22 protein-coding genes and 2 pseudogenes are annotated in these 24,678 nt (G+C 73.1%); 8 read left to right on the forward strand and 16 right to left on the reverse strand.

What is annotated here, in order from left to right:
• Positions 1-61 precede the first annotated feature (61 nt).
• Together ACSNN8_RS05900 and ACSNN8_RS05905 are read right to left on the reverse strand one after the other, a co-directional pair.
• A complete protein-coding gene (locus ACSNN8_RS05900; RefSeq protein WP_436647408.1) occupies positions 62-958 on the reverse strand; it encodes a hypothetical protein in 897 nt (298 codons plus the stop codon).
• A gap of 124 nt (positions 959-1,082) precedes the next feature.
• Positions 1,083-2,009, reverse strand: a complete 927-nt coding sequence (locus tag ACSNN8_RS05905; RefSeq protein ID WP_436647409.1) for an LLM class F420-dependent oxidoreductase — start codon at positions 2,007-2,009, stop codon at positions 1,083-1,085.
• Between the two features lie 85 nt (positions 2,010-2,094).
• Between ACSNN8_RS05905 and ACSNN8_RS05910 the strand changes: the two genes are divergently transcribed.
• Positions 2,095-2,886, forward strand: a complete 792-nt coding sequence (locus ACSNN8_RS05910) for an SAM hydrolase/SAM-dependent halogenase family protein (protein WP_436647411.1) — start codon at positions 2,095-2,097, stop codon at positions 2,884-2,886.
• On the opposite strand, the gene ACSNN8_RS05915 is transcribed toward ACSNN8_RS05910, so the two are convergent.
• Entirely contained in the window at positions 2,864-3,526 is a 663-nt protein-coding gene (locus ACSNN8_RS05915; protein WP_436647412.1) for a hemerythrin domain-containing protein, read from the reverse strand. The two genes, ACSNN8_RS05910 and ACSNN8_RS05915, sit on opposite strands and share 23 nt — an antisense overlap.
• A 68-nt stretch (positions 3,527-3,594) precedes the next feature.
• Between ACSNN8_RS05915 and ACSNN8_RS05920 the strand changes: the two genes are divergently transcribed.
• Positions 3,595-6,282: a BTAD domain-containing putative transcriptional regulator gene (locus tag ACSNN8_RS05920; RefSeq protein ID WP_436647414.1), complete on the forward strand. Its 2,688-nt coding sequence runs from the start codon at positions 3,595-3,597 to the stop codon at positions 6,280-6,282.
• Positions 6,283-6,285: 3 nt separating this feature from the next.
• Complete coding sequence (locus ACSNN8_RS05925; protein ID WP_436647415.1) at positions 6,286-7,083, forward strand: DNA-formamidopyrimidine glycosylase family protein; 798 nt, start codon at positions 6,286-6,288, stop codon at positions 7,081-7,083.
• Here the strand turns inward: ACSNN8_RS05925 and pspM are convergent.
• The 7 genes and pseudogenes from pspM to rimO all read right to left on the reverse strand — a co-directional run bounded on the left by pspM (position 7,037) and on the right by rimO (position 12,147).
• Entirely contained in the window at positions 7,037-7,819 is a 783-nt protein-coding gene (pspM, locus tag ACSNN8_RS05930) for a phage shock envelope stress response protein PspM (RefSeq protein ID WP_436647417.1), read from the reverse strand. The two genes, ACSNN8_RS05925 and pspM, sit on opposite strands and share 47 nt — an antisense overlap.
• Positions 7,820-7,853: 34 nt before the next feature.
• Entirely contained in the window at positions 7,854-8,720 is an 867-nt protein-coding gene (locus ACSNN8_RS05935; RefSeq protein WP_436647418.1) for a PspA/IM30 family protein, read from the reverse strand.
• Between the two features lie 300 nt (positions 8,721-9,020).
• Positions 9,021-9,119: pseudogene (locus ACSNN8_RS05940) on the reverse strand (helix-turn-helix domain-containing protein); the annotation flags it as partial.
• 32 nt (positions 9,120-9,151) lie between these two features.
• A pseudogene (locus tag ACSNN8_RS05945) lies at positions 9,152-9,416 on the reverse strand (helix-turn-helix domain-containing protein); the annotation flags it as partial.
• Between the two features lie 158 nt (positions 9,417-9,574).
• Entirely contained in the window at positions 9,575-10,060 is a 486-nt protein-coding gene (locus ACSNN8_RS05950; RefSeq protein WP_436649422.1) for a CinA family protein, read from the reverse strand.
• A gap of 18 nt (positions 10,061-10,078) precedes the next feature.
• Positions 10,079-10,687, reverse strand: coding sequence for a CDP-diacylglycerol--glycerol-3-phosphate 3-phosphatidyltransferase (gene pgsA / locus ACSNN8_RS05955; protein WP_436647419.1), 609 nt, complete (start codon positions 10,685-10,687; stop codon positions 10,079-10,081).
• Positions 10,684-12,147 (reverse strand): 30S ribosomal protein S12 methylthiotransferase RimO, encoded by a 1,464-nt coding sequence (gene rimO, locus ACSNN8_RS05960; RefSeq protein WP_436647420.1) that lies wholly within the window; start codon positions 12,145-12,147, stop codon positions 10,684-10,686. Before rimO ends, pgsA begins: the two co-directional genes overlap by 4 nt.
• Positions 12,148-12,211: 64 nt before the next feature.
• Between rimO and ACSNN8_RS05965 the strand changes: the two genes are divergently transcribed.
• The gene (locus ACSNN8_RS05965) at positions 12,212-13,423 is read left to right on the forward strand and encodes a glycosyltransferase 87 family protein (protein WP_436647421.1); all 1,212 of its coding nucleotides are present in this window, start codon (positions 12,212-12,214) and stop codon (positions 13,421-13,423) included.
• Here ACSNN8_RS05965 and ACSNN8_RS05970 read toward each other — a convergent pair.
• Positions 13,371-15,896 carry a DNA translocase FtsK 4TM domain-containing protein gene (locus tag ACSNN8_RS05970; RefSeq protein WP_436647423.1) on the reverse strand — a complete coding sequence of 842 codons (2,526 nt, stop codon included), beginning with the start codon at positions 15,894-15,896 and terminating at the stop codon, positions 13,371-13,373. The two genes, ACSNN8_RS05965 and ACSNN8_RS05970, sit on opposite strands and share 53 nt — an antisense overlap.
• Before the next feature lie 62 nt (positions 15,897-15,958).
• On the opposite strand from ACSNN8_RS05970, the gene ACSNN8_RS05975 reads away from it, so the two are divergent.
• Positions 15,959-16,372 (forward strand): YbjN domain-containing protein, encoded by a 414-nt coding sequence (locus ACSNN8_RS05975; protein WP_436647425.1) that lies wholly within the window; start codon positions 15,959-15,961, stop codon positions 16,370-16,372.
• Positions 16,373-16,423: 51 nt separating this feature from the next.
• Here ACSNN8_RS05975 and ACSNN8_RS05980 read toward each other — a convergent pair whose 3' ends face one another.
• The 5 genes from ACSNN8_RS05980 to ACSNN8_RS06000 form a co-directional block, all read right to left on the reverse strand.
• Positions 16,424-18,001, reverse strand: coding sequence for a S1 family peptidase (locus ACSNN8_RS05980; protein WP_436647427.1), 1,578 nt, complete (start codon positions 17,999-18,001; stop codon positions 16,424-16,426).
• 88 nt (positions 18,002-18,089) lie between these two features.
• Complete coding sequence (locus ACSNN8_RS05985; RefSeq protein ID WP_436647428.1) at positions 18,090-19,778, reverse strand: ribonuclease J; 1,689 nt, start codon at positions 19,776-19,778, stop codon at positions 18,090-18,092.
• 44 nt (positions 19,779-19,822) lie between these two features.
• On the reverse strand, positions 19,823-20,716 hold the full coding sequence (dapA, locus tag ACSNN8_RS05990) for a 4-hydroxy-tetrahydrodipicolinate synthase (protein ID WP_436647429.1): 894 nt from the start codon (positions 20,714-20,716) through the stop codon (positions 19,823-19,825).
• A 26-nt stretch (positions 20,717-20,742) separates the two neighbouring features.
• A complete protein-coding gene (locus ACSNN8_RS05995) occupies positions 20,743-21,300 on the reverse strand; it encodes a DUF2752 domain-containing protein (protein WP_436647430.1) in 558 nt (185 codons plus the stop codon).
• Between the two features lie 151 nt (positions 21,301-21,451).
• Positions 21,452-22,684, reverse strand: coding sequence for a winged helix-turn-helix domain-containing protein (locus ACSNN8_RS06000; RefSeq protein WP_436647431.1), 1,233 nt, complete (start codon positions 22,682-22,684; stop codon positions 21,452-21,454).
• Between the two features lie 40 nt (positions 22,685-22,724).
• Here ACSNN8_RS06000 and ACSNN8_RS06005 point away from each other — a divergent pair, with 40 nt between their 5' ends.
• From ACSNN8_RS06005 to ACSNN8_RS06015, 3 genes are read left to right on the forward strand one after another with little or no spacing between them, the layout of a single operon-like run.
• Positions 22,725-23,240 carry an N-acetyltransferase family protein gene (locus ACSNN8_RS06005; protein ID WP_436647432.1) on the forward strand — a complete coding sequence of 172 codons (516 nt, stop codon included), beginning with the start codon at positions 22,725-22,727 and terminating at the stop codon, positions 23,238-23,240.
• Positions 23,241-23,249: 9 nt separating this feature from the next.
• A complete protein-coding gene (locus ACSNN8_RS06010; protein ID WP_436647434.1) occupies positions 23,250-23,813 on the forward strand; it encodes an N-acetyltransferase family protein in 564 nt (187 codons plus the stop codon).
• A gap of 4 nt (positions 23,814-23,817) precedes the next feature.
• Entirely contained in the window at positions 23,818-24,219 is a 402-nt protein-coding gene (locus ACSNN8_RS06015) for a thiol-disulfide oxidoreductase DCC family protein (protein WP_436647436.1), read from the forward strand.
• Positions 24,220-24,678 lie beyond the last annotated feature (459 nt).

A 24,678-nucleotide genomic window follows, 5' to 3' on the forward strand; every position in this document is an offset into this window, starting at 1 on the left:
GGCCCGCCATCGCTCCGGCGCGGCCCGGCCGGGCCTGGATTCGTGGTGCGGGGAGCCGGGCTCAGGGTGGAGGGTCGGGGTGGAAGTCTGCGGTCAGCTCGCGGTAGGCGTCGAGGACCGTGCGGGTCTGCTCGGCCAGGTCGGCGCCGGGGTCCGAGGGCGGCAACGCGGCCGCGGACTGTTCGGGGTCGGTGGGCTGCAGGGACTCCCGGGCGGCGCGGATGGCGCGGCGCATCTCCTCCTCGCGGGTGAAGTTGCGGCCGGCCTGTTCGGCCCGGCGGAGGCTGGCCTCGCGGTGGGACAGCTCGGCCTGCAGGTCGGCGAGGGCGCGCTCGGTGGCGTCCCGCTGGGCCTGCACTTCCAGGGCGGTGCCGTCGGCCGGGGACTGGGCGGCGAAGTCGGGGCGGCTCAGCTGGGCGAGGACGGCGGCCAGCTTCTGCCTTCGGGCCAGGACGCCGGAGATCTCCCACAGGGCGTCGGCCAGCATCGACTGGGCCTGGTTCACGTCGATCAGGCGGCCCAGGTGGGGCCACGTGTCGCTGATGGCGTCGGCCAGGGCCACCGAGCGGTCGAAGGTGGCGCGCTCGTCGGAAGCGGTCAGGATGTGCGCACCGGAGGGGGCCGGGCGGGGGCGCCGGTCGTTGCGGGCGTTGCGACGGCGGCGCACGACCGGTTCGGCGTAGGCGGCGCCGAAGAAGGTGACGGCGGACATGAGCAGGCCGAACTCGATCGGGGCGAAGGCCGCCACGACGCCACCGGCGATGAGCGAGGGAACGATGAAGATGGCGGCGCCGGACGGGGAACGGCGCTCCTCGACCGCCTTGCTGACGCTGGGCACGGTGGTCTCGACCAGGGCCTGCCAGGAGCGCTGCACGAGCCGGGTGCCGGACATCGGCAACCGCTCGCGGGAAACCACGATGGCCGCCTCGTCCCGCATGACGTACAGCCGCGATCCCACGTGTCGAAGGATAGGGGACCTGGTCACGTCGGATGACCCACCGGTCACCGGCGACGTCGAACGGGCCCTCCGCCGCAGGCCCGCGACGTTCCGGGCCTGCGGCCGAGGCGAACCGCTCGAGGTCCTAGAGCTGCGGCGCCACCTCGGCGGCCACCAGCTCGACGTGGGCGAGGTCGCTCAGGTCGAGGACCTGCAGGAAGATCCGCGTTGCGCCGGCTGCCTCGTACGCCTTGAGGGTCTCCACGACCTCGGCGGGCGTGCCGACGATGCCGCCGTTCTCGCGCATCTCGGCCGGGTCGCGGCCGATCGCCTCGGCCCGGCGGCGCACCTCGGCGTCGTCGCGGCCGACGCAGAGCACCGCGGCGGCCGAGAGGGCCGGCAGCGGGGTGCGGCCGACCGCCGAGCACGCCGCGCGCACCCGCTCGTACGCCGGGGCCACGTCCTGGACCTTGACGAAGGCGACGTTGAACTCGTCGGCGTAGCGGGCGGCGAGCGCGGGGGTCCGCTTTTTGCCCTGGCCGCCCACGATCACCGGCGGGCGCGGCGACTGCGCGGGCTTGGGCAGCCCCGGGGAGCCGCTGAGCTGGTAGTGCTTGCCGTGGAAGTCGTACGTCTGCCCGGCCGGCGTGGCCCACAGCCCGGTGATGATCTCGAGCTGCTCCTCGAGCCGGTCGAAGCGCTCGCCCAGCGGCGGGAACGGGATGCCGTACGCGGCGTGCTCGGCCTCGAACCAGCCGGCGCCCAGCCCGAACTCGACGCGCCCGCCGCTGATCTGGTCGGCCTGCGCGACCGCGATGGCCAGCGGCCCGGGCAGCCGGAACGTGGCCGAGGTGACGAGCGTGCCGAGCCGGATGCGGGAGGTCTCCACGCCCAGCGCGGCGAGCGTCAGCCAGGCGTCGCTCGGACCGGGCAGGCCGTCGCCGCCCATCGTGAGGAAGTGGTCGGAGCGGAAGAAGCCGTCGTAGCCGCTGGCCTCGGCGGTCTGCGCGACGCGGCGCAGATCGTCGTGGCTCGCCCCCTGCTGGGGCTCGGTGAAGATCACGAGACGCATGACCTCAACCCTGCCAGATGGGCGTCGGCGCGCCCGGGGGAACCTGCCACACACGATCCGTAGCAAGGCAGTAACGTTTCCTGCCATGGCCGGGTATGCATGGATCAGCCTCACCACTGACTACGGAACGTTCGACGGCTTCGTCGCGGCGTGTCACGGGTCGATCGCCCGCATCGCCCCGGAGGTACGCGTCATCGACGTGACGCACCACGTGCCACCGGCGGACGTGGCCCGCGGCGCCGCCGTGCTCGCGCAGACCGCGCCGCATCTGCCACCCAGCGTGCACGTCGCCGTGGTCGATCCCGGCGTGGGCACGGCCCGCCGCGGGATCGCCCTGGCGACGCCGAACGGCGTGCTGGTCGGCCCCGACAACGGGCTGCTCATCTGGGCCGCTGAGGCGCTCGGCGGCATCGAGCGCGCGCACGAGCTGGCCAACAAGGACTGGTTCCCCACCGCCGTCTCGAGCACCTTCCACGGCCGCGACATCTTCGCTCCGGCCGCCGCCCGCATCGCCGCGGGCGCGGGCCTCGACGAGGCTGGCCCGGCCGTCGACAGCGACACTCTGGTACGCCTGCCCGCGCCGGTCGTCACGGTCGGTGACGGCTGGCTGGAGGCCGAGGTGCTCACCGTCGACCGCTTCGGCAACGTGCAGCTGGCCGCGACCGGCGACATGCTGCGCGGTCTCGGCGCCGAGCTGCTGATCAACGGAACGGTCAGCGCCCGGCGCGGCACGACGTTCGCCGACGTCGACAAGGGCGAGTTGCTGGTCTTCGAGGACTCGGCCGGGCACGCGGCGATCGCCGTCAACAACGGCCGGGCCGTGGTCGTGCTGTCGGTGCGGCCCGGCGACGTGGTCAAGATCGCAGTGCGGCAGTAGAGCGGGCGTACGTCCGCTCGCCCGCCAGCCGCCACAACAGCCGTGCGGGCAGCGGCAGCTCGGCGAGGAAGCGGCGTCGCTCGTCCGGCGTCGCCTCCTCGAGGATCGCGCCGAGGAAGACCAGCGCCATCCGGCCCTTGGGGATGACCTCCTTGGCGCGCTCGCCCACGGCCCGCCACTCGGCCGGGGTGAGGTGCTGCTCGATGAGCGGCAGCACTTCGCGCTCCTCGTCGGCCAGGTGCTCGTCGAGCGCCGCCGACGCCTGGGCGATCACGTCGGTGAGCTCGTCGCGGTCGGCGGCCAGGGCCCGGCGCCGCCAGCGGGGCAGGATCTCGTCGATGCGCTCGAGCGGCTGGTGCAACCGCTCGTGCTGCGCCTCCATCCGGTTGATCAGGTCGGTGTGCATCCGGGCCCGGGTGAGCAGCAGCGGCCAGACCAGCTCGTCCTCGGCCGAGTGATGGTGGTGCAGCCCGGCGGCCACGTTGGCCAGGTGCGCACCGAGGATTTCGGCGCGAGCGGTGTCGCCGGGCCGGACCGCCCGGATCAGCGCGGGAAGCATGCGGAACTCGCGGCGGAACACCCGGTGGACCACGACCATGTCCCAGGTGTCGGTGCGTTCGGCGGTGGTAACGGAAGTCATGCCGCCACGGTCGCAAGGCCGACTTGCAGACTGACTGCAAGCGGCCTGCATCCTTATGCTTTGAAGCCGTGCTGATCGCCCGCGTGCTCGGTGCCACCGAGATCGAGGTGGACGGAACCGTCGCCGACCTCGGCGGGCCGCTGCCGCGCCGGCTGGTCACGGCGCTGCTCGCCGCCGAGGGCCGGGCCGTGACGGAGGAGGCGCTGGCCGAGGCGGTCTGGGGCGATGACGCGCCCGTGAACCCCAGTTCCTCGATCCAGGTGTACGTCTCCCGGCTGCGCCGCGTGCTGGGCCGGTCGGCGCTGCCGCGGGCCGGCGAGGGCTACCGGCTCGCGGCCGACGACACAGACGCCGCCCGGTTCGCGGCCGACGTGCGGCGCGGCCGCGAGTTGCTCGACGACGAGCGGCCCGGCGAGGCGCTGCGGTCCTTCGACGCCGCCCTGGCCCGGTGGCGCGGTCCGGCGTACGCGGACCTGCCGGAGTCGCCCGCTCGCGCCCACCTGGACGAGCTGCGCGCGGTCGCCGTCGAGGAGCGGCTCGCGGCGCGGCTGGCCTCCGGGGACGCCCCGGGCGTGGTGGGCGAGCTGGAGGCCGCGATCACGACCGAGCCCTACCGCGAGCGCCGGTGGGAGCTGCTGATCCTGGCGCTGTACCGCAGCGGGCGCCAGGCCGAGGCGCTCGCCGCGCTGCACCGGGTGCGGGCCCGGCTCGCCGACGACCTGGGCATCGACCCCGGCCCGGCCCTGCAACGGCTGGAGAGCCGGCTGCTCGCCCAGGACCCGGGGCTGCTGCTGACGGCGCGCCCGGCCCCGGCCGTACGCCCGCTGTCGCACTTCTTCGGGCGCTCGGCGGAGCTGGCCCTGATCGCCGAGCTGTCCGCGGCGAGCCGGCTCGTCACGCTGGTGGGCCCGGGCGGGGCGGGCAAGACGCGGCTGGCGGTCGAGCACGCCGCCGCGCACGACCCGTGGTTCGTCCGCCTCGCCGACGTCACCGACCCCGCGCTGGTGCCCGCCGCCGTGGCCGCCGCGGTGGGCGTACGCGGCAGCACCGTCGACGCCGTCGCCACCGCGCTCGGCGACCGTTCCGGCCTGCTGCTGCTCGACAACTGCGAGCACGTGGTCGCCGCGGCCGCCGACCTGGCGCTCACCCTGCTCGCCCGCTGCCCGGGCCTGCGCGTGCTCGCCACCAGCCGCGAGCCCCTGGGCGTCGACGGCGAACGGCTGCTGCCCGTGGCGCCGCTGCCGGCCGCCGACGCGATCGCGCTGCTGACTGACCGGGTCACCGCCGTACGCCCCGGCTGGCGCCCCGATCCCGCCGACGAGCGTGCCCTGGCCGGCATCGCCGCCGCCCTCGACGGCATCCCGCTCGCGCTCGAGCTGGCCGCCGCCCGCGCCCGCGTGCTCAGCCTGACCGACCTGCTCGGCATGTTCCACGACCGGTTCCCGGCGCTGGGCCCCGTGCCGCGCGGCGCGCTCGCCCCGCACGAGACCCTCGAGGCCGCCGTCGCCTGGAGCGTCGACCTGCTCGCCGCCTCCGACCGTGCCGTGCTGCTGCGCCTGTGGCCGTTCGAGGGCGGCTTCCCGCTGTCGGCGCTCGAGGACGACCTGGACGCGCTCTCCGGGCTGGTGGCGCGGTCGGTGGTCGTCGCCGACACGACCGTCACGCCCACCCGCTACCGGCTGCTGGAGATCGTGCGGGCGTACTGCCGCAAACACGACCCGCAGCCCGAGCGCAGCCGGGAGCTGCACGCCACCTGGGTACGCCGGCTGGTCGAGCAGCACGCGCCGCTGCTGCGCGGCGAGCGTTCGACGCACGCCATCCGGGTGCTGAACCGGGAGCTGCCCAACCTGCGGGCGGGCATCGCGCACGATCTCACCGTGGCGCCCGCCGCCGCCCTGCGCACCGCCGGGCTGCTGGAGTGGTTCTGGTTCCGCGGCGGGTTCGTGGCGGAGGGGCTGCCGCTGCTGCGGGCCGTCATCGCCGCCGCGCCGGACGCGCCGCCGGTCGACCGTGCCCGCGCGTGGGTTGCCGCGGGGCTGCTGCGCTACATCGCCGGCGACATGGACGCCATCGAGGACCTGCGCACGGCCGAGGCGATCCTCGACGGCGCGACCGGGCACGACGCGCTGGACCTGCGCGCGCACCTGGCCTACTACAAGGCGCTGTACTGGTCGGTCCGCGGCGAGTTCGACCGCGCCGTCACGCAGGCCGGCAAGGCGATGGAGCTGGCCGGGCAGGTCGGGGAGAAGTACGTCGGGGCGTCCGCCGCGATGTCGCTGGGCGCGGCGCTGACCGGCGCGGGGCAGGTCGCCGAGGGCCGGCGCGTGCTGCAGCAGGCCCACGACCAGTCGCTCGCGGTGCACCAGCGCTGGACCGCCGCCATGACCGGGCTGCTGCTGGCCCGCGCGCTGCTGACCGGGACGCCCGACGCGCGGGAGGCGCTGGCCGTGCTGCGCCGGGCCCTCGCACGCTTCGCCGAGGAGGACGACATCGGCAACGTGCTGGCCGGGCTGCACACCGGCGCGTACGCGCTGGCGCTGACCGGCCGGGCGCGGGAGGCCGCCACCCTGCTGGTCGCCGTGCGCCGGTTCGCCGCCCGCCGCGGCATCGACCCGGACGCCACCGACCCGCCCCGGGCGGCCGCGCTGGCGGCCACGCTGACCCCCGCCGACCTCGCCGCGGCCGAGCACGCCGCCGCGGACCTGGAGGAATCGGCGCTGCCCGCGTTACTGGGACCGCCGCCGGGGCAGGATTGAGGCATGCCCGAAGGCGACACCGTCTGGAACACCGCGCGCGTGCTCGAACGCGCCCTTCAGGGTGAGGTGCTGACCGGTTCGGACTTCCGCGTGCCGCAGCTGGCCACCACCGACCTCAGCGGCTGGACGGTCGCCGAGTCGGCCAGCCGCGGCAAGCACCTGCTGACCCGTCTCACCCGCGACGGTGAGAAGCCGCTCACGCTGCACTCGCACCTGCGCATGGAGGGCGCCTGGCGGGCGTACGCCCCGGGCGAGCGCTGGACCGGCCGGCCCGCCTACCTGATCCGCGTCGTGCTGCGCAGCAGGCGTTCCGTCGCGGTCGGCTACCACCTGCACGAGGTCGCGCTCTATCCCACCGCCGAGGAGGAGACCCACGTCGGCCACCTCGGCCCCGACCTGCTGGGCGCCGACTGGGACGTGGACGAGGCGGTACGCCGCATCGCCGCCCACCCCGAGGTCACGATCGCCGAGGCGCTGCTCGACCAGCGCAACCTCGCCGGCGTGGGCAACCTCTACAAGGCCGAGACGCTGTTCCTGCGTGGACTCTGGCCGTGGACGCCGGTGGCCCAGGTCGACGACCTGCCGGGCACGGTGCGGATGGCCCAGAAGCTGGTGGCCTCGAACCGCGGCCGCTGGACGCAGACCACGACCGGCTCGCTGCGGCGGGGCGAGACGAGCTATGTGTACGGTCGTCGCGCCAAGCCGTGCCGGCGCTGCGGCACGGCGATCCAGAAGGACGAGAAGGGCGAGCGGATCACATACTGGTGCCCGCGCTGCCAGCCCCGGCCGCCGGCCGCTTGAGCTCCGACAGCCCCTCGGCGACGCCGCGCAGCCGGTCGGCGGCGTCGACCAGGCTCGCGAAGGCGGGGTGCTTGCCCTCCACCATCGGGTGCCCGTCCTCGGCGACGTAGCTCGCGGCGGCCGCGACCAGCCGCTCGTAGGCGTCGACGCCCTCGGTGAACTGGGCGGCCAGCGACGCGTGCGACTCCGTCAGGGCGTCCCGCTGGTCGGGCGGGGTAATCGGCAGCGCGCGTTCCACCCCGGCCACCCGCTGGCCGAGGTCGCGCAGCCACTGCTCGGCGGTCGCGGCCTCGAGCAGCGCCGCCTGGCCCGGCCCGTGCAGCCGGCCCGCGAGCATGGTGAGCGTGGCCGACGCCCGGTCGAGCCTGTCCCACGCCTGGGTGATCGCCGAGCCGCGCAGCGCGTAGCGGTTCTTCTGCCGGCGCACCTCGTTGACGACCGTGCGGCCGGCCGGGAAGCGCTCGATCGCCGCGGTGAGCTTGCCCGCGGCCAGCGCCGGGTCGGGCGCCGGGGGCGCCGGGGTGGCGGCCAGCTCGCGATGGTCGCTGAACCGCCACCAGGCCAGCGCCACCGAGGCGCCCGCGGTGCCGGCCCAGATCGCGTCGGCCCAGCCGATCCCCGAGTACGGGGTGAGGACGGCGGTGGCCGCGGTCAGTCCGCCTCCCAGCACACTCCACCGCCGCGCCGAGCTGCGCAGCCGCTTGAGTCGCCGGAAGTACCTGGTCCGCTCGTCCACCGTCGTCCTCCCCCTCGGGCCGTGGATCGTCAGGTCAGCCGGCGGCAGAGGTGTCGCCGCGCTTCTGGTTCATGCTCGCGCGGAGCTCGTCGAGCCGGGCGACGCCGGCCGGGTCTGCAGCCGGAGTGGCGGAGCCGGCCTGCTCGACCGCGGGCTGCGCCGGGGCGGCCCCGAGCTTCTCGCCCGCCATGCTGGCGCGGATCTGCTCGAGCCGCGAGGAGCCCGCCATGTCGAGGCTGGACTTCTGCACCTCGAGCATGCGGCCCTCGACCGAGTTGGAGGCCAGCTCGGCGCGGCCCATGGCATCCGCGTAGCGGCGCTCGATCTTGTCGCGGACCTCGTCGAGCGACGGCGTGTTGCCGGGCGCGGCGAGCGACGACATCGACTCGAGCGACTTGGCCACCGTCTCCTGCATCTTGGCCTGCTCGAGCTGGCTGAGCAGCCGGGAGCGCTCGGCGATGCGCTGCTGGAGCACCATCGCGTTGTTCTCGACCGCCTTGCGGGCCTGGCCCGCGGCCGACAGCGCCTGGTCGTGCAGCGTCTTGAGGTCCTCCATCGACTGCTCACCCGAGACCAGCTGGGTGGCGAGCGTCTGGGCGGTGGACTCGTATTTCTGGGCCTCGGACTCGTCGCCGGCCGCACGCGCCCGGTCGGCCAGGACCAGCGCCTGCCGCGCCATGCCCTGCAGCTTCTCGACCTCGGACATCTGCCGGGACAGCTTCATCTCCAGCTGGCGCTGGTTGCCGATCACCGCCGCGGCCTGCTGCACGAGGGCCTGGTGCTGGCGCTGTGCGTCCTCGATGGCCTGCTGGATCTGAACCTTCGGGTCGGCGTACTCGTCGATCTTCGCGCCGAAGAGCGCCATCATGTATCGCCAGCCCTTGACGAACGGATTCGCCATGTCGCGGTATCCCCTCAATGTCGCTCAATCGGTTCCGCCACCGACGCAGATCGAGGAGCTGTCGCGATGGCAGTTACCTGGTGTGGTCATGCCATCGTGTCAGCTCGACGCCACCGACGTCACGTGACCTCCGGGGGATCTCAGGGTCTCCCCCAGGCTTCGAGGCTACGCGCAAATCCTGGTCGGGGTCGATCCCGAGGGGCCGTCCCCGAGGACTGCACGGATTCGTGGAACCGGGCCGGAACCACAACAGGCCGGGCTCGCTCTCACGAGCGGGCCCGGCCTGTGCAAAAGGATCTCTCAGGCGGCGTAGACGACGTCGCGTTGTGGTTTGCGTGTCGTGTGCAGGGTCGCCTTGAGCGGCGAGTCCTGGCGGACCGAGACGGAGACGTTCCCGTCGGTCGCCATCTTCTTGACGGCGTCGCTCTTGTCGTCGACCGGCAGCAGCACGCCGTCCATGTCCTCGGCGAGGGAGAGCGTGTCGCTGACCTCGCTGAGCAGTTCGGAGAGGCGTGCGCCGAGCGCGTCACAGATGGCGGCGAGCAGCTCGCTGGACGCTTCCTTCTGGCCGCGCTCGATCTCGGACAGATAACCCAGGCTGACGTTCGCGGCGGTGGACACCTCGCGCAGCGTGCGGTGCTGCCCCTGCCGGCGCGCCCGTAGTGCGTCGCCGATGACCCGGCGTAGCAGGACCATGGCACCTCCTCCTGCGGCGGGGCCGCCGGCACACGCCGGAGGCTTCCCGCAACCGTACCCGCTGCCGGCGATACCGACATCCCGCCCCGCCGAAATCCGGGACGGCCCGACAGCGGGGCATCTGGACAACCTCTGCGATCAATGGGGCATTCCCCAGCTCAGGACGGTGCCGGGGCGCCCTCGATACAGTTTGAGAGCAGTTGTAGTGCCCGCGTCACACTTTCAGTGCGGATGGCCTCGCGATTTCCGTCGAGTTTCAGCTCGCGCACCTCGGTGCCGGGCGGCCCGGCGACCGCCACGTAGACCAGCCCGACCGGCTTGCCGTCCTGCGGCTCGGGCCCGGCCACGCCGGTCGTCGCCAGCCCCCAGTCGGCGCCGCACCGCTCGCGGGCGCCCTCGGCCAGCGCGGCGGCGACGTCGCCGTCCACCGGCCCGCGCTCGTCCAGCAGGTCGCTCGGCACGCCCGCGAGGGTGTGTTTGAGCTCGGTGGCATAAACCACGAGCCCGCCCCGATAGACCGCGCTCACCCCGGGGATCTCGACGACGGTCGCGGCCACGAGACCACCCGTCAGCGACTCCGCGGTGGCAAGGCTCTCCCGGCGCTCGACGAGCCGGTGCACGGCCGCGGCGGCGGCCACGTTCAGGTTTTCCACACCGATCATCTACCCGCGAGAACCCGGTGCATTCCGGGCATTGCGGCGCAGTCGCAAGGCCTCGATCACATAGTCCGCACCGGTCACAACGGTCACGACCGTTGCGGCCCCCATCAGCACCACGCCGACGACGTCGAACGGCTCGGGCACCGGCCACAGGTACCACGCGATCGCGGCGATCTGCAGCACGGTCTTGAGCTTGCCGCCGCGGCTGGCCGGGATGATGCCGTAGCGGATCACCCAGAACCGCAGCGCGGTGATGCCCCACTCGCGCACGAGGATCAGCAGCGTCACCCACCACGGCAGCCGGTCGTAGACCGACAGCAGCACCAGCGCCGTGCCGGTGAGGGCCTTGTCGGCGATCGGGTCGGCGACCTTGCCGAACGAGGTCACCATCGACCAGCGCCGGGCGATCCAGCCGTCCACGAAGTCGGTGGCCGAGGCCACGCAGAAGACCAGGCAGGCCGCTATGCGCGCCCCGGTGCCCTCGAGCTGCGACGACACCACGAGGCCGAGGAAGACCGGCACCAGCACGATCCGCATCACGGTGAGGACGTTCGCCGCGTTGTACGGCGACACGGTCCGCGGCGCGGACACCGGGACCGGCTCGTCGGTCACCGCGCGGACACCGGTGCCGCGGAGATCATCTCGACCGGCACGGCGACCAGGTCGACGCCCTCGGTGGCGGTGACCCGCGCCCGCACGAAGTCGCCGGGGCGCAGCGCGGCCACGTCCGTACCCTCCGGGCCGGCGACCAGCGTGGTGGAGCCGTCGACCTCGGGGGCCTGGTGCTCGGCGCGGCCCTCGACCTCGCCGTGCTCGACCGAGTCGACCAGCACCTCGACGATCGAGCCGAGCCGTTCCTCGGCCCGCTGGGCGCAGAGCTCGTCGGCGAGCGTGACGACCCGGTCGTACCGCCGCTTGATCGCGTCCTCGCTCACCTTCTTGTCGAGGCCGGCCGCCTCGGTGCCGTCCTCGTCGCTGTAGTCGAAGACACCGATCGCGTCGAGCCGCGCCTCGGAGAGGAACCGCACCAGCTCGTCGACGTCGCGCCGGGTCTCGCCGGGGAAGCCGACGATGAAGTTGCTGCGCGCGCCGGCCGCCGGGGCCAGCGCGCGGGCGGAGTCGAGCAGCTCCAGGAACCGCTCGGTGGAGCCGAACCGGCGCATGCGGCGCAGCACGGGCTCGCTCGAGTGCTGGAACGACAGGTCGAAGTAGGGCGCGACGCCCGGGGTCGTGGCGATCGCCTCGACCAGGCCGGGCCGGGTCTCGGCGGGCTGCAGGTAGCTGGCGCGCACCCGGACGATGCCGTCGACCGCGGCGAGCTGGGGCAGCAGCTTCTCGAGCAGGCGCGGGTCGCCGAGGTCCTTGCCGTACGACGTGCTGTTCTCGCTGACGAGCACGAGCTCGCGGACGCCGGATTTCGCCAGCCACTCCGCCTCGGCGAGCAGCTCCTGCGGGTCGCGCGAGACGAAGGCGCCCCGGAACGCCGGGATCGCGCAGAACGCGCACTTGCGGTCGCAGCCGCTGGCCAGCTTGAGGCTGGCGACCGGGCCGCTGTCGAGCCGGCGGCGCAGCACCGGGCGCAGGTGGGCGGGGGTGTGCTCGTCGACCGTGGCGTGTCCCGGAATGACGACCTTGGCGGACTGGCGCTGCACCGGCGTGATCGGCAGCAGCTCGCGCCGGTCGCGCGGGGTGTGCGCGTCGAACCGCTCGCCCGCCATCACCCCGTCGAGGCGGGCCGCGATGTCGGCGTAGTCGTCGAAGCCCAGCACCGCCTGCGCCTCGGGCAGGCTGTCGGCCAGCTCACGCCCGTAGCGCTCGGCCATGCACCCCGCGGCGACGACCTTGGCTCCGGTGTCGGCGGCGGCGAGCAGCGTCTCGATCGAGTCCTGCTTCGCCTTCTCCACGAAGCCGCACGTGTTGACCAGCACCACGTCGGCCCCGTCGGCATCGGTGCTCACCTGCCAGCCACCCTCGTCGAGACGGGCGGCGAGCTCTTCGGAGTCGACCTCGTTACGGGCACAGCCGAGGGTGAGCAGGGCGACACGGCGGGAAGAAGAAGGAGTTACCGACACCCGACCAGGTTAGCGGGCGCCGGGACTGATCCGAAGGCGCGCCCGAGCCGTACCCCTGCATGCTATGGAGACTGCCCCGAAGCGCCAGCGGCACGCGGAAGCTCTGCTCGTCGCCGCCCTCGTCGTCATCGCGATCCTGGCCCGCTGGGCCGGCTTCTCCACGAAGACGAACGACATGAACATCTTCTTCCAGTGGTACCACCAGCTCGGCCGCGCCGGCGGCTGGCGGGGCATCGGCGCCGAGGTGGGCAACTACAACGCGCCGTTCCTCTATCTGCTGGCCTTCACGCTCTATCTGCCCGGCCCGCTGATCCTGAAGATCAAGGCGGTGTGGGTGGTCTTCGACGTCGTGCTGGCGTTCTTCGCCTACCGGATCGTCGCGCTGCGGTGGCCGGGCAGCCGCATCCCGACGGCCACGGCGCTGGTCGTGGTGCTGCTGCCGACCGTGGTGCTCAACGCCTCGTTCTGGGGCCAGATCGACGCCATGTGGGCCGCGCCGGCGCTGGGCGGCGTCTACTACCTGCTGCGCGGCAAGCCCTGGTGGGGCGTCGCGCTGTGCGGCGTCGCGCTGGCGATCAAACCGCAGGGGCTGTTCATCTTTCCGCTCCTGCTGCTGCTGGCCCTCGCCGGCAGGATCCCTTGGCGTACGCTCCTCGCCGCGCCCGCCGTGTTCCTGGTGCTCGACCTGCCGGCCATCGCCTTCGGGCGCAACCCGATCGAGCTGCTCACGATCTACAGCATGGGCCGCCAGGCCCGCAACGTGCCCGAGCTCAGCCTGCGCGCCCCGAACGTGTTCGCGCTGGTCACCGGCGGCATCCGCGAGGACACCCTGCGCCTGTTCGGCTACCTGTTCGCCGCCGCGGTGGTGCTCGGCGTGATCTACGTGCTGATCGCCCGCGCCGTCGAGCTGACCGCCGAGCGGACCGTGCTGGCCGCCGCGCTCTTCTCGATCATGATGCCGTTCCTGCTGCCGGGCATGCACGAGCGCTACTTCTTCCTGGCGGACGTGACGACCGTGGTGCTGGCCGCGTACCTGCCCCGGCTCTGGTTCGTACCGCTGCTGGTGCAGGCGTCGTCGCTGCTGTCCTACCAGCCGTACCTGTTCGGCCGCGTCGTGCCCGTGCTCCCGACGATCGGCGCCCTGCTCATGCTGGCCGCCCTGGTCGTCGTGGCCCACCGCCTGCTGAGCGAGGCGTTCCGCCGCGACCCGATCGAGGAGGAGCTCAGTCGTCTGGTCGAAGAGACGCCAGAGCTTCCGCTAGCTCGTCGGGCTTGACCAGCACGTCGCGGGCCTTGCTGCCCTCGGACGGGCCGACGATGCCGCGGGTCTCCATCAGGTCCATCAGGCGGCCCGCCTTGGCGAAGCCCACCCGCAGCTTGCGCTGCAGCATCGAGGTCGAGCCGAACTGCGACGTCACGACCAGCTCGATCGCCTGGACCAGCAGGTCGAGGTCGTCGCCGATCTCCTCGTCGATCTGCTTCTTCTTGCTCGCCGGCGCCTCGGTGACGTCCTCGCGGAACTCCGGCTCGCGCTGGTCCTTGCAGAACTTGACGACCGCCGCGATCTCCTTCTCGTCGACCCAGGCGCCCTGGATGCGGACGGGCTTGGAGGCGCCCATCGGCAGGAACAGCCCGTCGCCGCGGCCGAGCAGCTTCTCGGCGCCCGGCTGGTCGAGGATGACCCGGCTGTCGGCCAGCGACGACGTCGCGAACGCCAGCCGGGACGGCACGTTCGCCTTGATCAGGCCGGTCACCACGTCGACCGACGGGCGCTGGGTGGCCAGCACCAGGTGGATGCCGGCGGCCCGGGCGAGCTGGGTGATGCGCACGACCGAGTCCTCGACGTCGCGCGGCGCGACCATCATGAGGTCGGCGAGCTCGTCGATGATGACCAGCAGGTACGGGTACGGCTTCATGACCCGCTCGCTGCCGGGCGGCGCGGTGATCTCGCCGTTGCGCACCTTGCGGTTGAAGTCGTCGATGTGCCGTACGCCGTTGGCCGCGAGATCGTCGTAGCGCATGTCCATCTCGCGCACGACCCACTCGAGGGCGTCCGCGGCCTTCTTCGGGTTCGTGATGATCGGCGTGACGAGGTGCGGGATCCCCTCGTACGCGGTCATCTCCACCCGCTTGGGGTCGACCAGCAGCAGCCGTACCTCGTCCGGGGTCGCCCGGGTCAGCAGCGACACCAGCAGCGAGTTGAGGCAGGAGCTCTTGCCCGCGCCGGTCGCGCCCGCGATCAGGATGTGCGGCATCTTGGCGAGGTTGGCGACCACGAAGCCGCCCTCGATGTCCTTGCCGAGCGCCACCAGCATCGGGTGGTGGTCGGCGGTGGCCGCCCGCGAGCGCAGCACGTCGCCCAGCGAGACGTTCTCGGGGTCGGTGTTGGGGATCTCCACGCCGACCGCGCTCTTGCCCGGGATCGGGCTGAGGATGCGCACGTCGGGCGACTTCACCGCGTACGCGATGTTGCGCGACAGCTGCGTGATGCGCTCGACCTTGACGCCCGAGCCGACCTCGACCTCGTACCGGGTGACCGTCGGCCCGCGGGTGAAGCCGGTGACCATCGCGTCGACGTTGAACTGCTCGAACACCCCGGTCAGCGCGGCCATGATCTCGTCGTTGGCGCGGCTGCGGGACTTCGCCGGCGCGCCCTTGCCGAGCAGCGTGGGCGGCGGCAGGCGGTAGTCGCCCGGCACCGCGCTGATCTCGAGCTGCTCGGCGCGGGTGGGCATCTCGGAGTGCTCGGGCGGTTCCGGCTTCTTGCGGCTGACCGGCACCTTGGGCACGGCCACCGTGTCGTGCAGCAGGAAGTCGTCGTCCTCGGCGGGCGGCTCCTCGGGCTCGGAGCCGGCCAGCCCGATGTCGGCCAGCGAGCCCTGCCGGCGGCGCGACGGGCGGCGCGGGGGCTGCTCGTCCTCGTCGTCGTCCCCGGGCAGCTCGGGCACGGGCAGCGGGGCACGCTCGGTGGACCGGCCCAGCAGCACGTCGACGAGCAGCATCACCCGCTCGGGCACCTTGTTGATCGGCGTGGCCGTGATCACCAGCAGGCCGAACACGAAGAGCAGCACCAGCAGCGGCACCGCGACCCACGCCGTGACGGCCCGCTCGAGCAGCGCGCCGAAGCCGTAGCCGAGCAGGCCCCCGGCCTTGGTGATGCCCACGTCGTCGGCGGGCTGCTCGCTGATGTGCAGCAGCGCGGCGGTGGCGATGATGATCGCGGTCCAGCCGACCAGCGAGCGGCCGCGGTGCTCGGGGTCGGCGGGCTTGCGCATCAACCGCACCGCGCCGTAGAGCAGCAGCAACGGCAGCAGCACCGCCAGGGCGCCGAAGAACAGGTGCGTCGAGTCGGCGAGCCACTGACCCACCGGCCCGGCGCTGTCGGCCCAGACCGCCACCCCGACCAGGATCGCGAGCCCGAGCATGAGCAGCCCGGCGCCGTCGCGGCGGTGCTCGGGGTCGATCTCCTTGGCGGTGGCCGCCTGCCTGCCCACGCCGCGGGCCGCCCAGCCGACGCTGTGCGCCACGCCCATCCACAGGGCCCCGAGGCCGCGGCCCACGCCGGTGGCGATGACCGCGCCGAGCGTGGGACGGGCGCGGGAGGCCGTACGGGCCCGGGCCGCCGGGCGGGTCGACTTGGTGGACTTGCGTGCGGGCTGCCGCGCCGGTTGCCGGGCACGGCTGGTCGCGGCGCCGCGCGACGTGGACGCGGCGCGACCCCGGCTCGCCGGAGAGGTTCGGCCCGCCATGGTCACACCGTATCGCCGCGACGCTCATGAATCCGGGAGGCGCACCGACGTAGAGTCGGCGGGTGCAGCCCTTCACCAAGGACATGATCGCCGAGGCGCTCGACGCCCGCGGCTTCACCTACTTCACCGACGCCGACGGCGACCTCGGCGGGAACTTCCAGGGGAACCTGATCTACTTCTTCCGGATCGGCGAGCAGCAGGAGGTGCTCCAGGTCCGGGCCATGGTGCAGCACCTGTTCGCGATCGAGGACGTGCCGCGGCTCTACGAGTTCTGCAACTCCTGGAACCACGACCAGCTCTTCCCCAAGGCGTACGTGCACGTCAACGACGACGGGACCGTGCTGGTGGTCGGCGAGGTGATCGCCGACTGGGAGAAGGGCGTGACGCCCGAGCAGCTCGACCAGGTGATCATCGCCGCGGTCGCGACCAGCGTCCAGCTCGCCAACGAGGTCGCCGAGCTGCGCCAGTCGTCCTGAAAAGGCCGATGCCCGGGGGCCGCATCGGCTCCCCGGGCATCGGCGCGGGCGTCACGGGGTGGTGAAACCCAGGGTGTACGCGCCGCTGCCCGCGGAGGCGACGACGACGTACCGGTAGGTGCCGGCGCGGCCGTTGAAGGTCAGCTCCTTGTCGCCCTCACCGGTGGCGCTGGCGACCGTGCGGAAGCCGCGGCTGGTGAGCCGCTGGAGGACCAGGTCGAAGTCGGCCCCCTCGGCCGTGGCCGTCAGACAGGCGGTCTGCCTGCCGGCGTTGGCGCGGAACGAGCCGCCCTCCGGCTGGGCCTGCGCGGTGCGCGCCCGGGGCAGCTGACCCGTGCGCTGCACGGCCTGGTCGGCGCAGTCGCCCGCGGGCTGCTCGGCCGGAGGCTGCTCGGCCGGGGGCTCGGAAGCCGGCGGCTCGCTGGGCTCGGCCGTGCCGCCACCGCCGTTGCCCTCCCCGCCGCCGGTGGTGACCAGCGTCAGGTTCTCCGCCGCGAGGATCTCGTTGACCGGCTGGAAGAACGTCTCGCCGCCGACCGTGCAGTCGCCGGACCCGCCCGAGGTCATGCCCTGGGCCTGGTCGCCGCTGAGCCACGGGCCGCCCGAGTCGCCGCCCTCGGCGCAGACGTTGGTGCGGGTCAGGCCGGTGACCGCGCCCTCCGGGTACACCACGGTCTGGTTCTTGGCGAGGATCGTGCCGCAGCGGGTGCCGGTCGTGGAGCCGGAACGGCAGACCGCCGCGCCCACCGGCGCCTCGGTGTTGCCGGCCACCGGCAGCTCGTTGCCCGCGAAGTCGTTGACCACCGGGCGCGGCGTCCAGTTGCCGTTGACCTCGACGAAGCCCATGTCGGCGTTGCCGGGGAAGGTCGACGCCCGGACGGTGCCCTGCGCCTGCTGGTTGAAGCCGGACGTCGTGGAGCCCACGCCGCCGCAGTGGCCGGCCGTCACGAAGCCGCCCTCGACCGAGAAGCCGATCGAGCAGCGGGCGGTGCCGCCGTCGACGCGGATGAAGTACGGGTCGGCGCCGCGCACGTCGAACAGCGGCTTGGGGCTGGCCGTGCTGGTGACGACCGAGTAGGTGCCGGCGGCGACGCCGGCCGTGCGGGCCAGCCTCTTGGCGGACGCCTGCTCGCCGGGCTTGGCGACGACGACCAGCTTGTTGGTCGCGACGTCGACGTACCACCCGGTGACGCCGGAGGCCTCGGAGCGGACCGAGTCCAGCTTCTCCTTGGCCTTCACGAGCGACTGCTCGCTGCGCTCGACCAGCACCGGCACCGCGCCGGCGGCCCGGACCGCCTGCTGCGCGTCCGGGTCGGTGACCGCGATCTTGAGCGTGCTGCCGTCGGTGGCCAGCCAGGCGCCACCGAAGCCCGTGCCGGTCTGCGCCGACAGCTTGGCGCTCACCCGGCTCGCCCACTTGGACCTCTGCAGGCGGGCCGTCGCCTGGTCGCCGTCCAGACCCAGGTCGCGCTGCATCGCCGCAAGGATCTGCGCCGAGTAGCCGCTCGCCCGGGGCTGGGCCGCCTTGGTCGACGGCGTGGTGCCGGCCATCGACGGCAGGGTGAACGCCACCGCCGCTCCGCCGGCCACCACGACCGCCGCCGCCACGGCGATCCGTCTGCGCTGCATCTCTGGGTACTCCCCTCGCCACGGGTGCCGTGGGGGCGGCACCGTGACCTGAAGTACGGGGATCGGCAGCGAAAGGTTTAAATGCGGATCAGACTTCTACGACGGTCGGCACGATCATCGGCCGGCGGCGGTACGCGTCGTTGACCCACCGGCCCACCGTGCGCCGCACGACCTGCTGCAACTGGTGGGTGTCGGTGATGCCGTCCTCGGCCGAGCGGTGCAGCGCGGCGGTCAGCAACGGGATCACCGGGTTGAACGCGTCCGGGTCCTCGCTGAAGCCCTTGGCCGAGATGTTGGGCTCGCCCACCACCTTGCCGGTCACCGAGTCGATCACCACGGTCGCCGAGATGAACCCGCCGTCGCCCAGGATCCGCCGCTCGGTCAGCAGCGACTCGCTGACGTCGCCGACCGCGAGCCCGTCGACGTAGACGTAGCGGTTCTGCACCCGGCCGACGTGCCGCGCGTGCCCCTCGACCAGGTCGACGACGTCGCCGTCCTCGCAGAGCACCACCCGGTCGGGGGCGACGCCGGACTCGATGCCGAGCTGGGCGTGCGCGCGCAGGTGCCGCCACTCGCCGTGCACCGGCATGAGGTTGCTGGGGCGTACGACGTTGAGCAGGTAGAGCAGTTCGCCGGCCGGCGCGTGGCCGGAGACGTGCACCTTGGCCGTCTCCTTGTGCACCACGGTGGCGCCGGCCCGGGACAGCCGGTTGATCACCCGGTAGACCGAGGTCTCGTTGCCGGGCACCAGCGAGCTGGCGAGCACGACCGTGTCCCCGGTCTCGATCGTGATGTGCCGGTGGTCGCCGGTGGCCATGCGGCCGAGCGCGCTCATCGGCTCGCCCTGCGACCCGGTCGACATGAAGACGACCTCGTCGCCCGGCAGGCTGGTCGCCTCGTCGAGGCTGACCAGCAGGCCGTCGGGGATGTTCAGCAGGCCCAGGTCGCGGGCGATGCCCATGTTGCGCACCATCGAGCGGCCGATCAGGGCGACCTTGCGCTCGTACTCCCAGGCGGCGTCCAGCACCTGCTGGACGCGGTGCACGTGAGAGGCGAAGCTGGCCACGATGATCCGGCCCTTGGCCTTGCCGAAGATCGAGCTGAGCACCGGGCCGATGTCGCGCTCGGGCGCCACGAAGCCGGGCACCTCCGCGTTGGTCGAGTCGGACAGCAGCAGGTCGACGCCCTCGGCCCCGAGCCGCGCGAAGCCGGCCAGGTCGGTGATGCGGCCGTCGAGCGGCACCTGGTCCATCTTGAAGTCGCCGGTGTGCAGGATCAGACCGGCCGGGGTGCGTACGGCCACCGCCAGCGCGTCGGGAATGGAGTGGTTCACCGCGAAGAACTCGCAGTCGAACGGCCCCAGCCGCTCGGTCTGCCCCTCACGCACGGTCAGCGTGTAGGGGTCCAGGCGGCGCTCGGCCAGCTTGGCCTCGACCAGCGCGAGCGTGAACTCCGAGCCGACCAGCGGGATGTCCGCCTTGTGGGCGAGCAGGTACGGCACGGCGCCGATGTGGTCCTCGTGGCCGTGCGTGAGCACGATCGCCTGGATGTCGTCGAGCCGGTCCAGGATCGGCGTGAAGTCGGGCAGGATCAGGTCGACGCCCGGCTGCTCCACGTCGGGGAACAGCACGCCGCAGTCGATGACCAGCAGCTTGCCGTCGAACTCGAGCACCGTCATGTTGCGGCCGATGGCTCCGAGCCCGCCCATGGGGATGACGCGCAGCGCGCCCTCCGGCAGTGGCGGTGGCGGATCCAGCTCCACGTGAGCTTGACTCATTGGCGTTTATCTGTCTTTCGTCGTTTGAAGCCGGCTCTCGCCCGTCACAGGCTGATGCCGGCCGCGGCTGCGTCCTGGCGCAACTGGTCGAGTTCGGCGCCGGTCGCGTCGACCAGCGGCGAGCGGACCGGGCCCGCCGGGCGGCCCTGGGCGTTCAGGCCCGCCTTGACCAGCATGGTCCCCGGCACGCGGAAGATGCCGGTGAACAGCGGCATCGCCCGCCGGTGCAGGGCCAGGGCGGCGGCGTTGTCCCCGCGCTCGAACGCCTCGATCATGTCTTTCGCCAGCACGCCGGTGAAATGGGTGGAGGTGCCGACCAGGCCGGCGCCGCCGATCGACAGCAGCGGCAGGGTGGCCGCGTCGTCGCCGGAGTAGTAGGCCAGGTCGGTGCGGCTGAGCACCTCCGAGCTCGCGACGAGGTCGCCCTTGGCGTCCTTGACCGCCACGATGCGGTCGTGCTCGGCGATGCGGCACATCGTCTCGGTGGCGATGGCGACCCCGGCGCGGTGCGGGATGTCGTAGACCATCACCGGCAGGCCGACCGAGTCGGCGACCGTGAGGAAGTGCTTGGCCACGCCGGCCTGCGGCGGCTTGTTGTAGTACGGCGTCACGACCAGCACGCCGTGCGCGCCGGCCTTCTCCGCGGCGTGGGCCAGCTCGATGGTGTGAGCGGTGTTGTTGGTGCCCACCCCCGCCACGACCTTGGCCCGGTCGCCCACCGCGTCGACCACGGCGCGGAGCAGGGTCTCCTTCTCCGCGTCGGTGGTGGTCGGCGACTCACCGGTGGTGCCGCTGACGACGAGCGCGTCGTTGCGCTGCTCGTCCACGAGGTAGGTGGCCAGGTGCGCCGCGCCCTCGACGTCGAGGGAGCCGTCCGGGGCGAACGGGGTGACCATCGCGGTCAGCAGCCGTCCGAAGGGTCGCGGGTCGTGCGTCATACCCCCCAACCTATAGGACGGCCCATTCAGACGTAGAGCGCGGTGAACGGGGCCCAGGGCAGGTTACGCAGCACGCTCCACACGCCCCACACAGCGACGAAGGTGATCAGAACGGCCGGGCTGAGCGTGAGCTGCGGCAGGTTCCACCGGAAGAGGCGCTTCGCGGCCCAGGCCACGTACATGTAGAGCAGGAACGGCACCGCGAACGTGAAGATCGCGTGGTGGCGGGCGGCGGCGGGCAGATCGCCGTGCAGCAGGAACCAGGCCGCGCGGGTGCCGCCGCAGCCCGGACAGACGAACCCGGTGGTGTATTTGAGCAGGCAGGTGGGGGCGTCGCCGGCGCCCGCGTCGGCCGGGTGGGAGGCCAGCGTGTATCCGGCGGCCGCGCCCATGCAGGCCAGCAGCGCGACCGGCGCGGCCCAGACCGGCGACCTGGTCCACACCCGCTGGACGAACCGGGTGACCCGGTCGGGCCGGTGCTGCTGCGCGTAGTAGGCGAGCCACTCGGGCGGCACGGGCGGGCCCTGCACCGGCTGGTCGTCGAGCCACGGCCGGGCGGCATCCGGGGTGGTGGCGGCGCTCATGAGCGCCACGGTACACCGGCCCGGCCCGCTCCCAGGGCGGCTGCCCGGCCCGCTCCCAGGGCGGCTGCCCGGCCCGCTCCCAGGGCGGCTGCCCGGCCCGCTCCCAGGGCGGCTGCCCGGTCCGCTCCCAGGGCGGATGTCAGCGGGGCCGTCACGGTACACCGGCCGGGCTCGCTCCCAGGGCCGCCGTCAGCGGGGCCGCCAGGTCGCCCCGCTCGGGCAGCGCGATCTCGCTCAGGCCCAGCCAGCCGGCCAGGCGGTGCAGCTCGGCGGCGAGCGCGGCGGCCGTCTCGTCGGCGTCGGCGCCGGCCTCGAGCCACGCGGCGGGGATCAGCAGGCGGCCGGACTTGCGGTCGGCCTTGAGGTCGACCCGGGCCGCGAACCGGTCGCCGAGCAGGAACGGCAGCACGTAGTAGCCGTAGAGCCGCTGGGCCGCGGGCACGTAGATCTCGATGCGGTAGTTCATGCCGAACAGCCGCTCGGTGCGCCCCCGCTCCCAGATCAGCGGGTCGAACGGGCTCACGAGCGTCGCCGCCCTGATCCAGCGGGGCAGCCTCGCCTCGTGGTGCAGATAGGTCGGCTGTTTCCAGCCGGGAACCCGTACGGGAAGGAGCACTTGATCCTCGATGAGCTCGGCGACGGCCTGCTTGAACCCGTCGACCGGCAGCCGGAAGTAGTCGCGCAGCTCGGGCTCGGCGGCGACGCCCAGCGCGCGGGCGGAGAGCTCGACCAGCGCCCGGAACGCGTCGACAGGCGCGGGGGTCGGCGCGTTGAGCACCGCCTGCGGCAGCACCCGCTCGGGCAGGTCGTAGCGCCGGGCGAACGACGTCGTCCGCTCGGCCGCGGTGACCTGGCCGGTGTAGAACAGCCACTCGAGGGCCTGCTTGACCGACGACCAGTTCCACCCCCAATGGTCGGTGCGGCGGGGCTCGTCGTGCTCGATCTCGGCGGCGGTGATCGGCCCGCGCTGGCGCACCACGTCGAGCACGCGGGCGACCAGCTCGGGCTGCTCCTGCGCGACCCGCCGCATGCCGCCCCAGGCCATCTCTCCGGCGCGGGCCATGCGCCAGCGGAACAGCGGCTGCAGGTCGGTGGTGATCAGCGACGCCTCGTGCCCCCAGAACTCGAACAGGTCGCGCGGCTTGCGGTAGGCCGCCCGCTCCAGCAGCTCGACCGGATAGGGCCCGAGGCGGCTGTAGAGCGGCATGAAGTGGGCACGCTGCAGCACGTTGACCGAGTCCATCTGGATCAGGTGCACCCGGCGCAGCACCCGCCGCAGGTGGCGCAGGTCGGTCGCGCCACCCGGCTTGGGGTCGGCGAAGCCCTGCGCGGCGAGCGTGACACGGCGGGCCTGCGCGACGGAGAGCGAGTCTGGGAGAGCCATCGACGAGCACGGTAGAGCAGGGGTACGACAAAATCGCGGGATGGCCGAGATTCGCCCGTTCGCCGACGCCGACGCCCGCCCCGTCGCCGAGATCCACGTGCGCACCTGGCAGGTCGGATACGCCGGGATCGTCCCCGGGGACTACCTCGCCGGGCTCGACGTGGACGAGTTCGTCGCCCGCCGCCGCACCCGCCCGCTGCCCGAGGGCGCCCAGACCCTGGTCGCGGAGGAGGACGGCCGGGTCGTCGGGTTCGTCAGCTTCGGGCCGTACCGCCGGGAGGACGGCCCCGACCCCGGCATGGGCGAGCTGTACGCCATCTATCTGCACCCCGACCACTGGGGACGCGGCACCGGCCGCCGGCTGATCGACGCCGCGCGGGGCGGGCTGGCCGCGGCGGGCTTCCCCGACATGCGGCTCTGGGTGCTCACCGGCAACACCCGGGCCCGCCGGTTCTACGAGCGTGCCGGGCTGGCGCCGGACGGCGTCGAGAAGTCCTGGACGCCCCGCGGGACCACGGCCGAACTACCCGAAATGCGCTACGCGACCGCTCTGTAGGCTCCCCGCATGGCAATCGGCTTCGTCCGTCCCGCGCGCCCCGGCGACGCCGCGGAGATCGCCCGCATCCAGCTCGCCACGTGGCGCACGGCGTACCGGCGCATGTTCCCCGCGCACGTGCTGGCCAACCTCGACGAGGCCTACCTGGCCCGCGGCTGGACCGAGGCGATCGAGCAGCCGCCCAGCGAGCAGCACCGCGTCCTCGTCGCGGTCGAACAGAGCGAGACGGCGACCAGCACGGTCGGCTTCGCCGCCGCCGGCCCCGCCGACGAGCAGGCGCTCGCCCCCGAGGAGCCGCCGCTGCCCGCCACGTTCGCCGCGGTCACCGACCTGCTGGTCGAGCCGCGCTGGGGCCGCCGCGGCCACGGCAGCCGCCTGCTCTCCGCCGCCGTCACCCACTGGCGCGACGACGGCTTCACCCACGCGGTGGCCTGGGCGTACGAGCAGGACCAGGCCATGCAGAAGTTCCTCACCTCGGCCGGCTGGCAACCCGACGGCGCCGGCCGCGCGCTCGACGTGGACGACATGCTCGTCCCCCAGCTGCGCCTGCACGTGGCGCTGAGCGGAGAATAGAAAGGTGACCACGCCGACCTTCGTCTACGACGGCGACTGCTCGTTCTGCTCCACCTGCGCCGAGTTCATCACCAAGCGCATCCCCACCCACGCCCGGGTGGTCCCGTGGCAGTTCGCCGACCTCGACGCGCTCGGCCTCACCGCCGACCAGTGCGAGGAGGCCGTCCAGTGGGTCAGCGCCGACGGCACGGTCGCCTCGGGCCCGGACGCGATCGCCCTGCTGCTGCGCGACGCCGGCCGGTTGTGGCAGGTCGCCGGCGGGGCGCTGCAGCTGGGGCCGGTGCGGCTCGCGGCGTGGCCGGCCTATCGGTGGGTCGCCGAGCATCGCCATCTGCTGCCGGGCGGAACTGCGGCTTGCTCCTTGCCGCAGGCCCAGCGGGACGCGCTCTACGGGCGCGACGGCTGATCGGCTTGCGCGCCTTTTCTTGAGCCCACCCCGCCCTACCAGGGGGCGGGCCCAAATCCTACGCCGCGCCGGCGCCGGGTTTCCGTTGTCCACATCCGGCCGTCGTCCACAGGCCGCGCTCGCTCGTCCGAACCCACGGAACCACTGAGCCCGCTCCACTGAGCCGCTTAGGCCGTCCCACTAAGCCGCTGAGGCCGTCCCACCCGAGCCACCGAGCCAACCTCCTCAGCCGCTGAGCCCGTCCCACCCGACCACTGAGCCCACCCCACCCGACCAGGGGGGCGGGCCCAGACCCTATGCCGCCGCGGCGCCCGACGTTGTGTTGTCCACATTCGCGCGCTGTCCACAGGCGGCTGCCCACGTCCGACCCGTTTGTGGTCCGATGGGTGGGCCCCGGCCGACCACCGAGGGCTGGCTGGAGGCGCGGGACTCCGAGCCACGGGGCCGGCGGCGCCGGAC

The sequence above is a fragment of the Actinoplanes sp. URMC 104 genome, from assembly GCF_051386375.1.
Taxonomy (GTDB): Bacteria; Actinomycetota; Actinomycetes; order Mycobacteriales; family Micromonosporaceae; genus Actinoplanes.